The 17504-nt window shown below is 73.2% G+C and carries 18 protein-coding genes; 14 read left to right on the top strand and 4 right to left on the bottom strand.

Annotated elements, in window-relative coordinates; translation table 11 throughout:
• Positions 1-2 precede the first annotated feature (2 nt).
• Positions 3-1124 (top strand): HoxN/HupN/NixA family nickel/cobalt transporter, encoded by a 1122-nt coding sequence (locus tag ACIP60_RS28550; RefSeq protein ID WP_400689468.1) that lies wholly within the window; start codon positions 3-5, stop codon positions 1122-1124.
• 7 nt (positions 1125-1131) lie between these two features.
• Here ACIP60_RS28550 and ACIP60_RS28545 read toward each other — a convergent pair whose 3' ends face one another.
• Positions 1132-1977, bottom strand: a complete 846-nt coding sequence (locus ACIP60_RS28545; RefSeq protein ID WP_400689466.1) for an EamA family transporter — start codon at positions 1975-1977, stop codon at positions 1132-1134.
• Between the two features lie 119 nt (positions 1978-2096).
• Here ACIP60_RS28545 and ACIP60_RS28540 point away from each other — a divergent pair, with 119 nt between their 5' ends.
• Complete coding sequence (locus ACIP60_RS28540) at positions 2097-2672, top strand: helix-turn-helix domain-containing protein (protein WP_100835256.1); 576 nt, start codon at positions 2097-2099, stop codon at positions 2670-2672.
• Positions 2673-2758: 86 nt separating this feature from the next.
• Here ACIP60_RS28540 and ACIP60_RS28535 read toward each other — a convergent pair whose 3' ends face one another.
• Together ACIP60_RS28535 and rpmG are read right to left on the bottom strand one after the other, a co-directional pair.
• Positions 2759-3001: a type B 50S ribosomal protein L31 gene (locus ACIP60_RS28535; protein ID WP_400689461.1), complete on the bottom strand. Its 243-nt coding sequence runs from the start codon at positions 2999-3001 to the stop codon at positions 2759-2761.
• Positions 3002-3058: 57 nt separating this feature from the next.
• The gene (rpmG, locus tag ACIP60_RS28530) at positions 3059-3223 is read right to left on the bottom strand and encodes a 50S ribosomal protein L33 (protein ID WP_100835254.1); all 165 of its coding nucleotides are present in this window, start codon (positions 3221-3223) and stop codon (positions 3059-3061) included.
• A 138-nt stretch (positions 3224-3361) separates the two neighbouring features.
• On the opposite strand from rpmG, the gene ACIP60_RS28525 reads away from it, so the two are divergent.
• From ACIP60_RS28525 to ACIP60_RS28505, 5 genes are all read left to right on the top strand, one after another.
• A complete protein-coding gene (locus ACIP60_RS28525; protein ID WP_400689458.1) occupies positions 3362-4477 on the top strand; it encodes an aminopeptidase P family protein in 1116 nt (371 codons plus the stop codon).
• Between the two features lie 70 nt (positions 4478-4547).
• Positions 4548-5111 (top strand): elongation factor P, encoded by a 564-nt coding sequence (gene efp, locus ACIP60_RS28520; RefSeq protein WP_033211640.1) that lies wholly within the window; start codon positions 4548-4550, stop codon positions 5109-5111.
• Between the two features lie 2 nt (positions 5112-5113).
• A complete protein-coding gene (gene nusB / locus ACIP60_RS28515; protein WP_099897939.1) occupies positions 5114-5551 on the top strand; it encodes a transcription antitermination factor NusB in 438 nt (145 codons plus the stop codon).
• A 70-nt stretch (positions 5552-5621) separates the two neighbouring features.
• Positions 5622-6485 carry a thioesterase family protein gene (locus ACIP60_RS28510; protein ID WP_400689454.1) on the top strand — a complete coding sequence of 288 codons (864 nt, stop codon included), beginning with the start codon at positions 5622-5624 and terminating at the stop codon, positions 6483-6485.
• 197 nt (positions 6486-6682) lie between these two features.
• A complete protein-coding gene (locus tag ACIP60_RS28505; RefSeq protein WP_400689451.1) occupies positions 6683-7468 on the top strand; it encodes a hypothetical protein in 786 nt (261 codons plus the stop codon).
• A 136-nt stretch (positions 7469-7604) separates the two neighbouring features.
• Here the strand turns inward: ACIP60_RS28505 and ACIP60_RS28500 are convergent, their stop codons facing one another.
• Complete coding sequence (locus tag ACIP60_RS28500; RefSeq protein WP_030459171.1) at positions 7605-8108, bottom strand: transcriptional regulator; 504 nt, start codon at positions 8106-8108, stop codon at positions 7605-7607.
• Positions 8109-8371: 263 nt separating this feature from the next.
• Here ACIP60_RS28500 and pyrR point away from each other — a divergent pair, with 263 nt between their 5' ends.
• The 7 genes from pyrR to pyrF all read left to right on the top strand — a co-directional run bounded on the left by pyrR (position 8372) and on the right by pyrF (position 17490).
• Positions 8372-8983 (top strand): bifunctional pyr operon transcriptional regulator/uracil phosphoribosyltransferase PyrR, encoded by a 612-nt coding sequence (gene pyrR, locus ACIP60_RS28495; protein WP_111555853.1) that lies wholly within the window; start codon positions 8372-8374, stop codon positions 8981-8983.
• 122 nt (positions 8984-9105) lie between these two features.
• Positions 9106-10398, top strand: coding sequence for a dihydroorotase (locus tag ACIP60_RS28490; RefSeq protein ID WP_400689447.1), 1293 nt, complete (start codon positions 9106-9108; stop codon positions 10396-10398).
• Positions 10398-10955: a hypothetical protein gene (locus tag ACIP60_RS28485; protein ID WP_100835248.1), complete on the top strand. Its 558-nt coding sequence runs from the start codon at positions 10398-10400 to the stop codon at positions 10953-10955. Before ACIP60_RS28490 ends, ACIP60_RS28485 begins: the two co-directional genes overlap by 1 nt.
• The gene (gene carA, locus ACIP60_RS28480; RefSeq protein WP_400689443.1) at positions 10952-12109 is read left to right on the top strand and encodes a glutamine-hydrolyzing carbamoyl-phosphate synthase small subunit; all 1158 of its coding nucleotides are present in this window, start codon (positions 10952-10954) and stop codon (positions 12107-12109) included. The genes ACIP60_RS28485 and carA overlap by 4 nt, the downstream gene beginning before the upstream one ends.
• On the top strand, positions 12102-15410 hold the full coding sequence (carB, locus tag ACIP60_RS28475) for a carbamoyl-phosphate synthase large subunit (protein WP_400689440.1): 3309 nt from the start codon (positions 12102-12104) through the stop codon (positions 15408-15410). Before carA ends, carB begins: the two co-directional genes overlap by 8 nt.
• A 92-nt stretch (positions 15411-15502) precedes the next feature.
• Positions 15503-16600, top strand: coding sequence for a quinone-dependent dihydroorotate dehydrogenase (locus tag ACIP60_RS28470; protein ID WP_400689437.1), 1098 nt, complete (start codon positions 15503-15505; stop codon positions 16598-16600).
• A gap of 50 nt (positions 16601-16650) precedes the next feature.
• Positions 16651-17490, top strand: a complete 840-nt coding sequence (gene pyrF, locus ACIP60_RS28465) for an orotidine-5'-phosphate decarboxylase (RefSeq protein ID WP_400689434.1) — start codon at positions 16651-16653, stop codon at positions 17488-17490.
• Positions 17491-17504 lie beyond the last annotated feature (14 nt).

Raw genomic sequence — 17504 nt, 5'->3', positions numbered from 1 at the left:
GGATGACCGCGCCCGAATCGACCCTGGCCGGGACCGGCCCGGTCGCCGTCCTGCCCGCCCTGCGCTGGCGGCGCGAGGACACCCTGCGCACGGCCGGGCTGATGGCGGTGATCCTGGCCCTGCACGCGGTGGCCTTCGGGACGCTGCTGTTCCTGGTGGTGCCGCACGACTACCGGGTCGGCACCCAGGTGTTCGGCGTCGGCCTGGGCGTCACCGCGTACACCCTGGGGATGCGGCACGCCTTCGACGCCGACCACATCGCGGTGATCGACAACACCACCCGCAAGCTGATGGCGGACGGCCGCCGCCCGGTCTCGGTGGGCTTCTGGTTCGCGCTCGGCCACTCCTCGATGGTGGTGCTGATGGCCGCCCTGGTGGCCGGGGGCGCGGCGCTGGCGGGCACCCTGATGGACGAGGACTCGACCACCCACCAGGTGCTGGGCACCGTCGGCACCACCGCGTCCGGCGCCTTCCTCTACCTGATCGCGGCGCTCAACCTGGTCGCCCTGCTGGGCATCTGGCGGGTGTTCCGGGCGATGCGGGCCGGGGAGTACGACGAGGCCGAGCTGGAGAAGCACCTGGACGCCCGGGGCTTCCTGGCCCGGCTGCTGAACCGGGCCACCCGCTCGATCAGCCGCCCCGGGCAGATGTTCCCGGTCGGCATGGTGCTCGGCCTGGGCTTCGACACCGCCACCGAGGTCACCCTGATGGTGATGGCGGGCTCCGGCGCGGCCTCCGGCCTGCCCTGGTACGCGGTGGTCTGCCTGCCGCTGCTGTTCGCCGCCGGGATGAGCCTGTTCGACACCCTGGACGGCACGTTCATGAACATCGCCTACCAGTGGGCGTTCTCGAACCCGGTCCGCAAGGTGTACTACAACCTGACCATCACCGGGCTGTCGATCGCGGTGGCCTTCGTGATCGGCACCATCGAGCTGGTCGCCGTGCTGCACGACAAGTTCGGCCTGACCGATCCCGTCACCGGCTGGATCGCCGGCCTCGGCCTGGACAACGTCGGCTTCGTGATCGTCGGCCTGTTCGTGGTGGTCTGGGCCGCCGCGATCGGCTACTGGCGGATCGCCAAGCGCTCCCGGACGTTCGGCGGCCCGCGGGCGGGCGCGTCCTGACGGCGCGTCAGCCGGCGGCCAGGATCAGCGTCCCGGCCACCGCGAGGCCCGCGCCCACCACCTGCACCCGCAGCAGCCGCTCCTTCAGCAGGCCGCGCGCCATCAGTGCGGTGACCACCGGGTAGAGCGAGGCCAGTACGGCCGCCACCGCCACCGACCCCAGGTGCGAGGCGGCCGCGTACAGGCCGTTCGCGGCCACGTCGGCCACCCCGACGGCGGTCAGCGCGGGCAGCGACCGGGCGCCCGCCGAAAGTCCGAGGGGCCGCCGGCGGGCCGCGGCGGCCAGCATCCCGGCCCCGACCACCGCGTTGGTCAGCCGCTGCACGCACAGCGTGAGCAGCAGGGCGCCGCCCGCGCCGGCGTGCGCGACCAGGGCCAGCACCGCCCCGAAGGCGAACGCCGCGCCCAGCGTCAGCACCAGCACCCGCCGGCCGACCGCGGGCCCGCCGCGCTGCGGGCCGCCCGCCAGGGCGACCCCGGCGACGGCCACCGCGATGCCCAACCCCTGGACGGCGCCGGGCCGTTCGCCGAGGAACAGGCCGACGCCGATCGGCACCAGCACGCCGACGGTGGCCAGCGGCGACACCACGCCCATCGGCCCGAGCGCCAGCGCCCGGTAGAACGCCAGCAGCGCGAACGGCCCGACCACGCCCGCCGCCACCGCGTACCAGAGGGCGGGGGAGGCCCCCGGCCAGCCGCCGGTGGCGGTCACCGCCGCCGCGAGCACCGCGGCGGCGGCCGACTGGGAGAGCACCACCACGGTCGGCGCGGGCACCCGCCGGGTGATCGCCCCGCCCCCGTAGTCGGCGACGCCCCAGAGCAGGCTGGCGAGCAGCGCGAACGCGGCGCTCACCGGAGGAACCGGCAGGCGGACAGCATGGTGGACCCCGCAGTACAGTCGGTGGATCTGTCGATGCCGCCGCAGCATAGTTCAACCTGCTGCACTCACCCAACCAGAATATTGGACTGCCCGTGCCGGACGCCGATCTCGTCACCCAGGCCCTCGCCCGCAACCTCAAGCGTCTGCGGCTCGAACGCGGCCACACCCTGGACGCCCTGGCCGCCCGCTCCGGGGTCAGCCGCGGCATGGTCGTCCAGATCGAACAGGCCCGCACCAACCCGAGCGTGGGCACCGTGGTCCGGCTCGCCGACGCGCTCGGGGTCTCGATCGCCCGGCTGCTCGACTACGACGAGACCTCCGCCGTCCGGATCGTCCCCGCCGAGCAGGCCGTCCGGCTGTGGAACGGCCCCGGGGGCGGCAGCGGCACCCTGCTCGGCGGCGCCGAGGCCCCCGGGCCGCTGGAGCTGTGGTCCTGGCGGCTGCACCCCGGCGAGTCGCACGCCTCCGACCCGCACCCGCCCGGCACCGTCGAGATCGCCCGGGTCGACGAGGGCGTGCTCACCCTCACCCTGGACGGCCGCGAGCACCGCGTCCCGGCCGGGGCCACCGCCTCCTACGAGGCCGGCACCGCGCACGGCTACCGCAACGACGGCGACGCGCCGTGCCTGGTCACCATGGTGGTCTCGGTCCCCCCGCCCGGCGCGTAGCCGACCGCCGACCGCCGACCGCCGACCGGACACGGGCGAAGGGCCCCGGGGAAGCCCCGGGGCCCTTCGCGTCCCGCCGTGCGCCGTCAGCCGCCGTACCTGCGCCGGTACAGCTCCACCCGGCCCTCGGTGTCCATCAGCCGGGCCCTGCCGGTGTAGAACGGGTGGCTCGCCGAGGACGTCTCGACGTCCACCACCGGGTACGTCCGCCCGTCGGCCCACTCGACCGTCCGCTCGCTCGCGGCGGTGGAACGGGTCAGGAACGACAGGCCCCCGGTCTTGTCGCGGAACACCACCGGACGGTAGTCGGGGTGAATTCCCTGCTGCATGACTGCTCCTCCTCGCTGTGTGTCGGTCGGTCTGGCCCTCCGGGCTCCCCGGGTGCCTCAGCGGGCCTCGCGGAACTCCACGTGCCGCCCGGCCACCGGATCGAACTTCCTCAGCACCATCCGGTCCGGGTCGTTGCGGCGGTTCTTCCGCGTCGCGTACGTGAACCCGGTGCCCGCCGTCGACCGGAGCGTGACCACCGGTCGCAGTTCGCTGCGTGCCATGCCCGCCTCCTCTCCGTCCTTCTCCCGGCAACGATTGCCGTTTTCATCAGGTCACAACACGGCCGCCCCGCCGGGCATTCCCCACCCGACGGCCCGCCCCGACAGGCGCCCCGGGGCCCCCGTTCGTAGGCTCGGAGCATGTCCGACGCGCACGCCGAACGACGCGAACGCCTCCGCGAGCACTGCAGCGCCTCCGGGGCCGACGCCGCGCTGATCACGCGCGCCGCCAACGTCCGCTACCTGACCGGCTGCCCGCCGCTGGGCGCCGCGCTGCTGCTCACCCGCGAGCGCGCGGTGCTCGCGGTGCCCGAGGACGCCGAGCCGGCCGAGGGCGGCGAGGGCGGCGAACGGCGGCTCGACCCGGAGGTCACCCGGCTGCCGGTGCCCGGCGAGGCCGACGCGGCGTGCGCCGCCGCCGAGGCCGCCGCCCGGCTGCGGGTGCGCGACCTGGCCGTCGAGGAGCACGACCTCACGGTGGCCCGGCACCGCGCCGTCGCCCGGCTGGCGCAGGCGGACCGGCTGCTGGACCTGGACCGGGCGGTCGAGCGGCTGCGGGTGGTCAAGGACGAGCACGAGATCGCCGACCTGCGGATCGCCGCCGAGATCGCCGACCAGGCCCTCGGCGAGCTGCTCGAATCCATCCTGGTCGGCCGCACCGAGCGGCACCTGGCGATGGAGCTGGAGCGCCGGATGATCGACCACGGCGCCGACCGGGCCGCCTTCCCGGTCTCGGTCGGCACCGGCACCCACTCCGGCCTGGAGCGCCACCAGCCCACCGACCGCCGGGTCGAGGAGGGCGACTTCCTCACCGTCGCGCTCGGCGCCAGCTACCGCGGCTACGGCATCTCCACCGCCCGCACCTTCGTGATCGGCGCCGCCCCCGCCGCCTGGCAGGTCGAGCTGCACCGGCTGGTCTTCCACGCCCAGCGGGCCGGCCGGGAGGCCCTCGGCCCCGGCGTCGAGCAGCACGTCCCGGACGACGCGGCCCGCTCGATCCTCCAGGCCGCGGGCCACGCCGAGCGCTCCGTGCACGCCCTGGGGCACGGCATCGGCCTGGAGATCCGGGAGGCTCCGCGCCTGGGGCCCGCCGACATGGGTAAACTGGACAATCGCGTGCCGGTCACCGTCGGCCCCGGGGTCCATCTCCCGGGTCGGGGCGGCGTCCGGATCGAGGACACGCTCGTGGTGCGGCCTCCCGAGGAGGGCGGGCCCGAGCTGCTCACCATCACCACCAAGGAGCTCCTCGCGCTGTGACCGAGCCCGGTCCCGGCGGCGCGCCGCTTGGTGTTCCTTGACAGCGGACATATCAGGAGTAAGTGCGCCCGTGGCTACCACGAACGATCTCAAGAACGGCATGGTCCTCAAGCTGGACGGCGGCAAGCTCTGGACCGTCGTCGAGTTCCAGCACGTCAAGCCCGGCAAGGGCCCGGCCTTCGTTCGCACCAAGCTGAAGGAGGTCCTCTCCGGCAAGGTCGTCGAGAAGACCTTCAACGCGGGCATCAAGGTCGAGACCGCCAACGTCGACAAGCGGACCATGCAGTACTCGTACCGCGACGGCGACGCGTTCATCTTCATGGACATGGACACCTACGACCAGGTCCCGGTCGACTCCGCCACCGTCGGCGACGCCGCCAAGTACCTGCTGGAGGGCTTCGAGGCCCTGGTCGCGCAGAACGAGGGCGTCCCGCTGTACGTCGAGCTCCCCGCCGCGGTCGAGCTGGTCATCGCCGAGACCGAGCCGGGCGTCCAGGGCGACCGCTCCACCGGCGGCACCAAGCCCGCCACCCTGGAGACCGGCGCCGAGATCCAGGTGCCGCTGTTCGTCACCACGGGCGAGAAGGTCAAGGTCGACACCCGCGACGGCAGCTACCTCGGCCGGGTCAAGTAACCGTGGCGGCTGCTCGTAGCAAGGCCCGCACCCGGGCCTTCCAGATCCTGTTCGAGGCGGACCACCGCGGCGTGTCCCCCGAACGGGTGCTCGCCGACTGGATCGCGCGGGCCCGCGACCCCCGTCCGGACGAGGGCATCCCGCAGGTCGCGGAGTACACCATGCAGCTGGTCGAGGGCTACGCGCAGCACGCGCGCACCATCGACGACCTGATCTCCACCTACGCGGTGGGCTGGACGCTGGACCGGATGCCGATCGCCGACCGCAACGTGCTCCGGCTCGGTGCGTACGAGCTGATCTGGGAGGACGGGACGCCCGACGCGGTGGTCCTGGACGAGTCGGTGGAGATCGCCAAGGAGTTCTCCACGGACGAGTCGCCGGCCTTCGTCAACGGCCTGCTCGCCCGGTTCATGGAGCTCAAGCCGAGCATCCGGCGCTGAGCCCCGCACCTCCCGAAGGCCGCCGGACCTGTTGGTCCGGCGGCCTTCGCGCGTAAGCTACCGGCAAGTAATGTTCTTGCCCGCCGCGCAGAAGGGCCGCGAAGCCATGCCGGAGACCACCCCCGCCTTCGAGTTCGACCAGGGCATCGCGCTCACCCCGCACCCCGGCGAACCCGGCCGCTACGACGGCGAACTCGGCGACGGCTGGCAGATCGGCGGCGGCGTCAACGGCGGCCTGCTGCTCGCCTTCGCCGCGCACGCCCTCGCCCGGGAGGCCGGACCGGCGCACCCGCACCCGCTCACCGTCAGCGGCACCTACGTCTCCGCCTCCCGGCCCGGCCCGGCCACCGTCCGCACCGAGATCGTCCGGCGCGGGCGCAGCCTGGCCACCGGCAGCGCCGTCCTCTCCCAGGGCGGCGAGGAGCGGCTGCGCCTGACCGCCTCCTTCACCGACCTCGCCGGGCTCGACGCGGAGGTCGCCACCACCGCGCTGCCGCCGGAGCTGCCCGGGCCCGAGCAGTGCATAGGCGTCGAGCACGCCCCGCGCGAACTCATCGCCCAGGCCGCCCTGTTGCAGCGCCTCGACCTGCGGCTCGACCCGGCCGCCATCGGCTGGGCGATGGGGCAGCCGTCCAAGCGGGGGCGGATCCAGGGCTGGTTCCGGCTCGCCGACAAGCGCCCCGCCGACCCGCTCTCCCTGCTGCTCGCCGCCGACGCCCTCCCGCCGGTCACCTTCGACCTCGGCCGCCCCGGCTGGGCCCCCACCATCGAACTCACCGTGCACGTCCGGGCGCTGCCCGCCGACGGCTGGCTCCGGGTCTCCCACGCCACCCGCAACGTGGCCGGCGGGTACTTCGAGGAGGACTGCGAGATCTGGGACGAGAACGGCCGACTGGTCGCCCAGTCCCGCCAGTTGGCGAAGACGCCGCGCTGAGCCCCCCGGCCCGGACCCGCTCCGGCGACGGTCGGTTGCAGACTTGTGACAGGCCGTGTGTGTGGGGCGGGTGTGGGAGGGGAGGAGTGGGACAGCAGTTGCTCGACCGAGAACCCCGGGAGCCACCGATGTCCAGGAACAGCCGCCGGCCGCGCCGTTGCAGTGCAGAGCCCTCGCACCGGGGCGGGGAGGTCTTCGTGACGGGCATCCTGACCGGCGAGGCGGACTTCGAGCGGGTGCGGGCCTGGCAGGTGACGGACGCGCCGGACTACGCCACGTACCTGCGGGAGGCCGGGGAGCTGCTGGCCGGGGCGGTCGAGGAGTACGGCACCGTCCGGGCCCGGATGTTCCACCCGGAGGACTTCGCCGACTACTGCCTGCTGCACGGGCTGGACGTGCGGGAGCAGGCCGCGCGGGACGGCTACCTGGTCAACCCGCCGCTGCAGACCCAGCTGGTGACGTACCGCGGCGAGGACCTGCCGGACTTCCTGCCGCGGCTGGTCCGGGCCCGCGAGGGCGGGCTGACGCTCCGGTACGCGGACCTGCTGATGGACGGGGCGCTGTGCGGGACGGCGGGCGCGGTGGCCGAGCCGCGGGCGCGCTGGACGTACCAGCAGGCGTCCGAGGTGTTCCGGCGGGTGCTGGTCGGGGCGGGCTGCGGGGCGTACGAGTTCCGGGTGGTGGTGGACGCGCCGTCCGGGCCGCTGGAGGCCCGGGCCCGGGTGCTGCACTGGGAGGACGGCGCGGTGCGGATCAACGACGAGGACCTGGACCTGGTCACCGCGGTGCTGTGCGCCGGGCTCTACCGCGAACTGCCGGGCGCCGCGGTGCTGCACGGGACGCAGGGCTCGGGCGCGCTGTGCGGGGAGTACCGGCAGGTGGCCTGGGCCTGGCGGAGCACCGGCCAGGAGTGGTCGCCGGCCGAGCTGGCGGTGGCCGGGGTGGCGGCGGTCCCCGGGTTCAGTCTGGGCACGGTGGTCTGAGCCGCCCGGCCGGCGCGGCCCGGCGGGCCCGGAACGGCGGGCGGGGAAGCGCGAGACAGCGGGGCGGGAGACCGGTTGCTTCCGGTGTCCCGCCCCGCTGTGACGTTTCTTCAAACGGACGAGCGGCCGACCGAGGTCAGCTCGCGTCCTCCTCGCGGACCGCGCGGCGCGCGTCCGGGTTCAGCACGCCCCAGCTGATCAGCTGCTCGGTGAGGATCGAGGGGGACTGGTCGTAGATGACGGCCAGGGTGCGCAGGTCGTCCTGGCGGATCGAGAGCACCTTGCCGTTGTAGTCGCCGCGCTGCGACTGGATGGTCGCGGCGTAGCGCTGCAGCGGGCCGGCCTTCTCGGACGGGACCTGGGTCAGCCGCTCCAGGTCGAGGACCAGGCGCGGCGGCGGCTCGGCGGCCCCGCCCGGGGTGCCGCCGGGCAGCAGCTCCTGCACCGGCACGCCGTAGAACTCGGCCAGCTCGGCGAGGCGCTGCACGGTGACCGCGCGGTCACCGCGCTCGTAGGAGCCGACGACCACAGCCTTCCAGCGACCCTGGGACTTCTCCTCGACGCCGTGCAGGGAGAGCCCCTGCTGAGTGCGGATCGCCCGGAGCTTGGCTCCGAGCTGCTTCGCGTAGTCGCTGGACAATGGATCTCCCCGGACGAGATTGCTTCGCGTGCGCTGAAATGTGAGCGACGAGGGCCACTGCGGCGCACCTTCGTAACTCACTGTGAGGTTACGTAGAGTGAGGGTGGCGCGTCAAGCCGAATGGGGCACTCGTGCGAACGGGCGGCGAACGGGCCGCGATCAGCACGCTGCTACCATGGGCGAGGCTCCGGCTGCGGTCGGAAACCATTCCAGACATCCTTTAAGACCCGTCCCGTGAGGCGGGGAAGGAGGTCCGCTCCGGCATGACCACACCCAGTTCCACCCCCCGCGCCCCGCACCAGGTGCTGGACGCCACCGACATCGCCCGGGTCGTCACCCGGATCGCGCACGAGATCGTCGAACGCGCCAAGGGCGCCGAGGACGTCGTGCTGCTCGGCATCCACACCCGCGGCGTCCACCTGGCCCGTCGGCTCCAGGGCAAGCTGGCCCAGATCACCGGCCGGGAGATCCCGCTCGGGACGCTGGACATCACCATGTACCGGGACGACCTGCGGCTGAAGCCCGCCCGGGCCCAGGAGCACACCGAGATCCCGCCCGGCGGCATCGACGGCAAGCTGGTGGTCATGGTCGACGACGTGCTGTTCTCCGGCCGGACGATCCGCGCCGCGCTCGACGCGCTCAACGACATCGGCCGCCCGCGCGCCGTCCGGCTGGCCGTCCTGGTCGACCGCGGCCACCGCGAACTGCCCATCCGCGCCGACTACGTGGGCAAGAACCTGCCCACCTCGCTGCGCGAGGCCGTGCAGGTCCGGCTGGCCGAGTCCGACGGGCTGGACGCCGTCCTGCTGGGCGACCGCGACTACGCGGCCCGCTCCTCCCAGGCCCTCGCCGCCGATCCCGAACCCGCGCAGTAGCGCCGCGTGAAGCTCCACCCCGACCCCGGCCCCGACGGCGCCGCGGCCGCCCCGCGCCGCGCCCCCGGCCCGGCGACCGACACCGACGCTCCCCGCACCCCCGACCCCCAGGAGGCCGCCCAGTGACCACCTACCTGATCCGCAACGCCCAGATCCTCGGCGGCGCCCCCCGGGACATCCACATCGCCGACGGCGTCTTCGCCGCGATCGGCGAGGACCTGGACGTCACGGCCGACATCGACCTCGACGCGCGCGGCCTGGTCGCCCTGCCCGGCCTGGTCGACCTGCACACCCACCTGCGCGAGCCCGGCCGGGAGGACGCCGAGACCGTGCTCACCGGCACCCGGGCCGCCGCCATGGGCGGCTACACCGCGGTGCACGCGATGGCCAACACCTTCCCGGTCGCCGACAGCGCCGAGGTGGTCGAGCAGGTCTGGCGGCTCGGCCGGGCCTCCGGCTACTGCGACGTGCAGCCGGTCGGCGCCGTCACCGTCGGCCTGGAGGGCAAGGAGCTCGCCGGACTCGGCGCGATGCACGACTCCGCCGCCGCGGTCCGGGTGTTCTCCGACGACGGCAAGTGCGTGGACGACCCGGTGCTCATGCGCCGCGCCCTGGAGTACGTGAGGACCGTCGACGGCGTGATCGCCCAGCACGCCCAGGAGCCCCGGCTGACCGCCGGCGCCCAGATGAACGAGGGCACCGTCTCCGGCGAGTTGGGCCTGCCCGGCTGGCCCGCCGTCGCCGAGGAGTCGATCATCGCCCGGGACGTGCTGCTCGCCGCGCACCTCGGCGCCCGGGTGCACATCTGCCACCTGTCCACCGCCGGGTCGGTCGAGATCGTCCGCTGGGCCAAGGGCCGCGGCTGGGACGTCACCGCCGAGGTCACCCCGCACCACCTGCTGCTCACCGACGAGACGGTGCGCAGCAACGACCCGGTGTACAAGGTCAACCCGCCGCTGCGCACCGCCGCCGACGTCGAGGCGCTGCGCGAGGCGCTGGCCGACGGCACCATCGATGCCGTCGCCACCGACCACGCCCCGCACCCCGCGGCGGACAAGGACTGCGCCTGGACGGTCGCCGCGATGGGCATGGTCGGCCTGGAGACCGCGCTGTCGGTCGTGCAGCAGACCATGGTCGACACCGGCCTGCTGAACTGGGAGGGCGTCGCGGACCGGATGTCGCACCGCCCGGCCCGGATCGGTCGGCTGAGCGGCCACGGACGGTCGGTCTCGGTGGGCGAGCCCGCCAACCTGGTGCTGTTCGATCCCGCGTACCGTGGAGTGGTGAACCCCGACACCTTCGCCACCCGCTCCCGCAACAGCCCGTACCAGGGGATGGACCTGCCCGGCCGGGTGCACGCCACCTTCCTCCGCGGTGAGGCGACCGTGCTGGCCGGAGAGCTGGTCGAGCGCTGATGCTGCTCGCCACCGAGAAGGGCCGCGTCACCGACTGGCCCGGGTACATCGGCGCCACGGTCGGCCTGTTGATCCTGATCGCGCTGGTGTACTGGCTGATGCGGCAGGGCTGGAACTGGCGGCGCACGCTCCAGTCCGACCTGCCCGCGCCGGAGCCCGCACCGCAGGACCCCGGCCCGGCGCTGCTGGCGGCGCCCGGCCGCTACCACGGCTCCACCACCGCCGGGAACTGGCTGGACCGGGTCGTCGCGCACGGCCTGGGCAAGCGCAGCCTGGCCGAACTCACGCTCACCGAGCGGGGCCTGCTGGCCCGCCGCCCCGGCGAGGACGACCTGTGGATCCCGGCCGCCGCGCTCACCGGCGCCCGCACCGACTCCGGCCTCGCCGGGAAGGTCGTGCCGAGCGGACTGCTGGTGGTCGGCTGGCGGCTCGGCGGGAGCGAGCTGGAGAGCGGCTTCCGCCTGGACGCCGCCGCCGCGCACGACGACTGGGTCGAGGCCGTGCAGGCACTAGTGACACGTACGAAGACGATGAAGACGGAAGAGGCCGCCACATGACCGCACCTGCCCCCACCACGCAGCGCACCAGGCGGGAGCGCGTGCCTGCCGTGCTCGTCCTGGAGGACGGCCGGACCTTCCGCGGCCAGGCGTACGGCGCGGTCGGCGAGACCTTCGGCGAGGCGGTCTTCAACACCGGCATGTCCGGCTACCAGGAGACCCTGACCGACCCGTCCTACCACCGCCAGGTGGTCGTGATGACCGCCCCGCAGATCGGCAACACCGGCTGGAACGACGAGGACGACGAGTCGCAGCGGATCTGGGTCTCCGGCTACGTGGTCCGCGACCCCGCCCGGGTCGCCTCCAACTGGCGCTCGAAGCGCTCGCTGGACGAGGAGCTGGAGCGCCAGGGCGTCGTCGGCATCAGCGGGATCGACACCCGCGCGCTCACCCGCCACCTGCGCGAGCGCGGCGCGATGCGGGTCGGCATCTTCTCCGGCCCGGCCGTCGCCGACCGGGCCGAGCTGCTGGCCAAGGTGCAGCAGGCCCCGGAGATGAAGGGCGCCGACCTGTGCGCCGAGGTCGCCACCAAGGAGACCTACGTCGTCCCGGCGATCGGCGAGAAGAAGTTCACCGTCGCCGCCCTCGACCTCGGGATCAAGGGCATGACCCCGCAGCGGATGGCCGAGCGCGGCATCGAGGTGCACGTGCTGCCCGCGAACAGCTCGGTGGAGGACATCTACGCCGTGCGGCCCGACGGCGTGTTCTTCTCCAACGGCCCCGGCGACCCGGCCACCGCCGACCGGCAGGTCGAGGTGCTGCGCGGCGTGCTGGCCAAGAAGACCCCGTTCTTCGGCATCTGCTTCGGCAACCAGCTCCTGGGCCGGGCCCTCGGGTTCGGCACCTACAAGCTCAAGTACGGCCACCGCGGCATCAACCAGCCGGTGCAGGACCGCGCCACCGGCAAGGTCGAGGTGACCGCCCACAACCACGGCTTCGCCGTGGACGCGCCGCTGGACCGGGTGAGCGACACCCCCTTCGGGCGGGTCGAGGTCTCCCACGTCTGCCTCAACGACGACGTGGTCGAGGGCCTCCGGGCACTCGACACCCCCGCCTTCAGCGTGCAGTACCACCCCGAAGCGGCAGCCGGCCCGCACGACGCCGCCTACCTCTTCGACCGCTTCGTGAGCCTTATGGAGGGCCAGCGTGCCTAAGCGCACCGACATCAAGTCCGTCCTGGTGATCGGCTCCGGTCCGATCGTCATCGGCCAGGCGGCGGAGTTCGACTACTCGGGTACGCAGGCCTGCCGGGTGCTCAAGGCGGAGGGGCTGCGGGTCATCCTGGTCAACTCCAACCCGGCGACCATCATGACCGACCCGGAGATCGCCGACGCGACCTACGTCGAGCCGATCACCCCGGACTTCGTCGAGAAGATCATCGCCAAGGAGCGCCCCGACGCGCTGCTGCCGACCCTGGGCGGCCAGACCGCGCTGAACACCGCGATCTCGCTGCACAAGGCCGGCACGCTGGAGAAGTACGACGTCGAGCTGATCGGCGCCGACGTCGAGGCGATCAACAAGGGCGAGGACCGCGAGCTGTTCAAGGGCGTGGTCGAGGCCGTCCGCGCCAAGATCGGCCACGGCGAGTCCGCCCGCTCGGTGATCTGCCACTCGATGGAGGACGTCCTCGCCGGCGTCGACACCCTCGGCGGCTACCCGGTCGTGGTCCGCCCCTCCTTCACCATGGGCGGCGCCGGCTCCGGCTTCGCGCACGACGAGGAGGACCTGCGCCGGATCGCCGGCCAGGGCCTGACCCTCTCGCCGACCACCGAGGTGCTCCTGGAGGAGTCCATCCTCGGCTGGAAGGAGTACGAGCTGGAGCTGATGCGCGACAAGCACGACAACGTCGTGGTGGTCTGCTCCATCGAGAACTTCGACCCGATGGGCGTGCACACCGGCGACTCGATCACCGTCGCCCCGGCGATGACGCTCACCGACCGCGAGTACCAGATCCTGCGCGACATCGGCATCGCGGTGATCCGCGAGGTCGGCGTCGACACCGGCGGCTGCAACATCCAGTTCGCGGTCAACCCCGCCGACGGCCGGGTCATCGTCATCGAGATGAACCCGCGCGTCTCGCGCTCCTCCGCGCTGGCCTCCAAGGCGACCGGCTTCCCGATCGCCAAGATCGCCGCGAAGCTCGCCGTCGGCTACACGCTGGACGAGATCCCCAACGACATCACCGAGCAGACCCCGGCCTCCTTCGAGCCGTCCCTCGACTACGTCGTCGTCAAGGTGCCGCGCTTCGCGTTCGAGAAGTTCCCGTCCGCCGACGCCACGCTGACCACCACCATGAAGTCGGTCGGCGAGGCCATGGCGATGGGCCGCAACTTCCCCGAGGCGCTGAACAAGGCGCTGCGCTCGCTGGAGAAGAAGGACTCCCAGTTCAGCTGGGTCGGCGAGCCGGGTGATAAGGCCGAGCTGCTGGTCAAGGCCCAGGTCCCGACCGACGGCCGGATCAACACCGTCATGCAGGCGATCCGGGCCGGCGCCACCCCCGAGGAGGTCTTCGAGTCCACGAAGATCGACCCGTGGTTCGTCGACCAGCTCTTCCTGGTCAACGAGATCGCCGCCGAGCTCGCCGAGGGCGACAAGCTCGACCCGGAGCTGCTGCGGCACGCCAAGCGGCACGGCTTCTCCGACCAGCAGATCGGCGAGATCCGCGGCCTGCGGGCCGACGTGGTCCGCGAGGTGCGGCACGCGCTGGGCATCCGCCCGGTGTTCAAGACGGTCGACACCTGCGCCGCCGAGTTCGCCGCGAAGACCCCGTACTTCTACTCGTCCTACGACGAGGAGAGCGAGGTCGCCCCGCGCACCAAGCCCGCCGTGATCATCCTGGGCTCCGGCCCGAACCGGATCGGCCAGGGCATCGAGTTCGACTACTCCTGCGTGCACGCCTCCTTCGCGCTCGCCGACGCCGGGTACGAGACCGTGATGGTCAACTGCAACCCGGAGACCGTCTCCACCGACTACGACACCTCCGACCGGCTCTACTTCGAGCCGCTCACCCTGGAGGACGTGCTGGAGATCGTGCACGCCGAGCAGCAGGCCGGACCGCTGGCCGGCGTGATCGTGCAGCTCGGCGGCCAGACCCCGCTGGGCCTGGCGCAGGCGCTCAAGGACAACGGCGTGCCGATCGTCGGCACCCCGCCGGAGGCGATCCACCTCGCCGAGGAGCGCGGCGCGTTCGGCCGGGTGCTGCGCGACGCGGGCCTGCCCGCGCCCAAGCACGGCACCGCGTTCTCCTTCGAGGAGGCCAAGGCGATCGCCGACGAGATCGGCTACCCCGTGCTGGCCCGCCCGTCCTACGTGCTCGGCGGCCGCGGCATGGAGATCGTCTACGACGAGCCCTCGCTCGCCTCCTACCTGGAGCGGCACGCCGGCCTGATCTCCGAGCACCCCGTGCTGATCGACCGCTTCCTCGACGACGCGGTCGAGATCGACGTCGACGCCCTCTACGACGGCCACGAGCTGTACCTCGGCGGCGTCATGGAGCACATCGAGGAGGCCGGCATCCACTCCGGCGACTCCGCCTGCGCGCTGCCCCCGATCACCCTCGGCGGGTACGACATCAAGCGGCTGCGCTCGGCCACCGAGGGCATCGCCGAGGGCGTCGGCGTGCGCGGCCTGATCAACATCCAGTTCGCGCTCTCCGGCGACATCCTGTACGTGCTGGAGGCCAACCCGCGCGCCTCCCGCACCGTGCCGTTCACCTCCAAGGCCACCGCCGTCCCGCTGGCCAAGGCCGCCGCCCGGATCTCGCTCGGCGCCACCGTCGCCGAACTGCGCGCCGAGGGCCTGCTGCCCCGGGAGGGCGACGGCGGCACGCTGCCCGCCGACGCGCCGATCTCGGTCAAGGAGGCCGTGATGCCGTGGTCGCGCTTCCGCGACGTGCACGGCCGCGGCGTGGACACCGTGCTCGGCCCCGAGATGCGCTCCACCGGCGAGGTCATGGGCATCGACCGGGTCTTCGGCACCGCGTACGCCAAGTCCCAGGCCGGCGCGTACGGCGCCCTGCCCACCAAGGGCAAGGTGTTCGTCTCGGTCGCCAACCGCGACAAGCGCAACCTGGTCTTCCCGGCCCGCGCGCTGGTCGAGCTCGGCTTCGAACTGCTCGCCACCACCGGCACCGCCGAGGTGCTCCAGCGCGGCGGCATCCCCGCCACCGTGGTGCGCAAGCACTCCGACGGCGTGGGCCCGGACGGCGAGAAGACCATCGTCCAGCTGATCCACGAGGGCGAGGTCGACCTGATCATCAACACCCCGTACGGCACCGGCGGCCGCCTCGACGGCTACGAGATCCGCACCGCCGCGGTCTCCCGGGGCGTGCCCTGCCTGACCACCGTGCAGGCGATGGGCGCGGCCGTCCAGGGCATCGCCGAGCTGCGGCGCGGCGAGATCGGCGTGATGTCGCTGCAGGAGCACGCCGCCCTGATCAACTCCGGCCGCAGCTAGGCCGAACCCGTGGGGGGCACGCCGGTCCGGTCACCGGGTGCCCCCCACGTCCATGTCCCGGTCCGGCTCGGCTGACGGAGGTCACCCCCGCGATGTACAAGCTCCTGTTCCACCTGGTGTTCAAGAAGATGGACCCGGAGAAGGCCCACCACCTGGCCTTCTTCTGGATCCGGCTGGCCCGCTCGGTGCCCGGCCTGCGCACGCTGGTGCGGGCCCTGCTCGCCCCGCGCGACCCCCGGCTGCGCACCACCGCGCTCGGCCTCGACCTGCCCGGCCCGTTCGGCCTCGGCGCGGGCTTCGACAAGGACGGCATCGGCATCGACGGCCTGTCCATGCTCGGCTTCGACTACGTCGAGATCGGCACCGTCACCGGCGAGCCGCAGCCCGGCAACCCCGCGCCCCGGCTGTTCCGGCTGGTCGAGGACCGGGCGCTGATCAACCGGATGGGCTTCAACAACCAGGGCTCGGCCCGGGTCGCCGCCCGCCTCGCCGCCCGCCCGCACACCACCAGCACCCCCGTCATCGGCGTCAACATCGGCAAGACCAAGGCCGTGCCGGAGGACGAGGCGACGGCCGACTACCTGAAGAGCGCCCGGGCGCTCGCCCCCTACGCCGACTACCTGGTCGTCAACGTCTCCTCGCCGAACACCCCCGGGCTGCGCAACCTCCAGGCCGTCCAGGTGCTCGGGCCGCTGCTGTGGGACGTCCGCAAGGCCGCCGACGAGGTCACCCGCCACCACGTGCCGCTGCTGGTGAAGATCGCCCCCGACCTCGCCGACGAGGACATCGACGAGATCGCCGACATGGCCCTGCACCTCGGCCTGGACGGCATCATCGCCACCAACACCACCATCGGCCGCGAGGGCCTGCGCACCCCCGCCGAGCGGGTCGCCGAGATCGGCATGGGCGGCCTCTCCGGCGCCCCGCTCAAGGAGCGCTCGCTGGAGGTGCTGGAGCGGCTGCGCAAGCGCACCGACGGCCGGCTCGCCCTCGTCTCGGTCGGCGGGATCGAGACCGCCGAGGACGCCTGGCAGCGCATCCTGGCCGGCGCCGACCTGGTCCAGGGCTACTCCGCGTTCATCTACCAGGGCCCGTTCTGGATGCGCAAGGTGCACAGGGGCCTGTCGGCCCGGCTGCGCGCCGCCGGGTACGCCACCATCGGCGAGGCGGTCGGCCGGGGCAACCGCTGAGACCCGCCCCGCCCACCGCACCACCACGACCACGACGACGAGAGACCGCGATGACTGACACCACGCCCTTCGGCACCCGCCTGCGCGCCGCCCTCGACACCCGGGGCCAGCTCTGCGTCGGCATCGACCCGCACGCCTCGCTGCTCACCGCCTGGGGCCTGAACGACGACCTGGCCGGGCTGGAGACCTTCTCCCGCACGGTGGTCGAGGCGCTGGCCGACCGGGTCGCGGTGCTCAAGCCGCAGTCCGCGTTCTTCGAGCGCTTCGGCAGCCGCGGCACCGCCGTGCTGGAGCGCGCGGTGGCCGAGGCCCGGGCGGCCGGGGCGCTGGTGCTGATGGACGCCAAGCGCGGCGACATCGGCTCGACCATGGCCGCGTACGCCGAGACCTTCCTGGCGCCGGACAGCCCGCTGTTCTCCGACGCGCTCACCGTCAGCCCCTACCTGGGCTTCGGCTCGCTCCAGCCGGCCGTGGACCTGGCGCACGCCAACGGCTGCGGCCTGTTCGCGCTGGCGCTGACCTCCAACCCGGAGGGGCACGAGGTGCAGCGCGCGGTCGGCGCGGACGGGCGGAGCGTGGCGCAGGCGGTGCTGGACCGGCTGGCGGCGGAGAACGCGGGCGCCGAGCCGCTCGGGTCGTTCGGCGCGGTGGTCGGCGCGACCCTCGCGGACGCCGGCGTGGACCTGGCGATCAACGGCCCGCTGCTGGCCCCCGGCGTGGGCGCGCAGGGCGCCACCGCGGCCGACCTGCCGCGGGTCTTCGGCGACCAGGTGCGCAACGTGGTGCCCTCGGTCAGCCGGGACGTGCTCAGGCACGGACCGTCGGTGGCGGCGCTCCGGCAGGCCGCGCAGGTGTTCGTCGACGATGTGAGGGGCGTCACAAACGCCTGAGCAATCGGCCGCCA

The sequence above is a fragment of the Kitasatospora sp. NPDC088783 genome (assembly GCF_044750705.1).
In the GTDB taxonomy this organism is placed as follows: Bacteria; Actinomycetota; Actinomycetes; order Streptomycetales; family Streptomycetaceae; genus Kitasatospora; species Kitasatospora fiedleri.
Note: the sequence above shows the minus strand (reverse complement) of the source record. Positions and strands in the feature narration are given on the sequence as shown.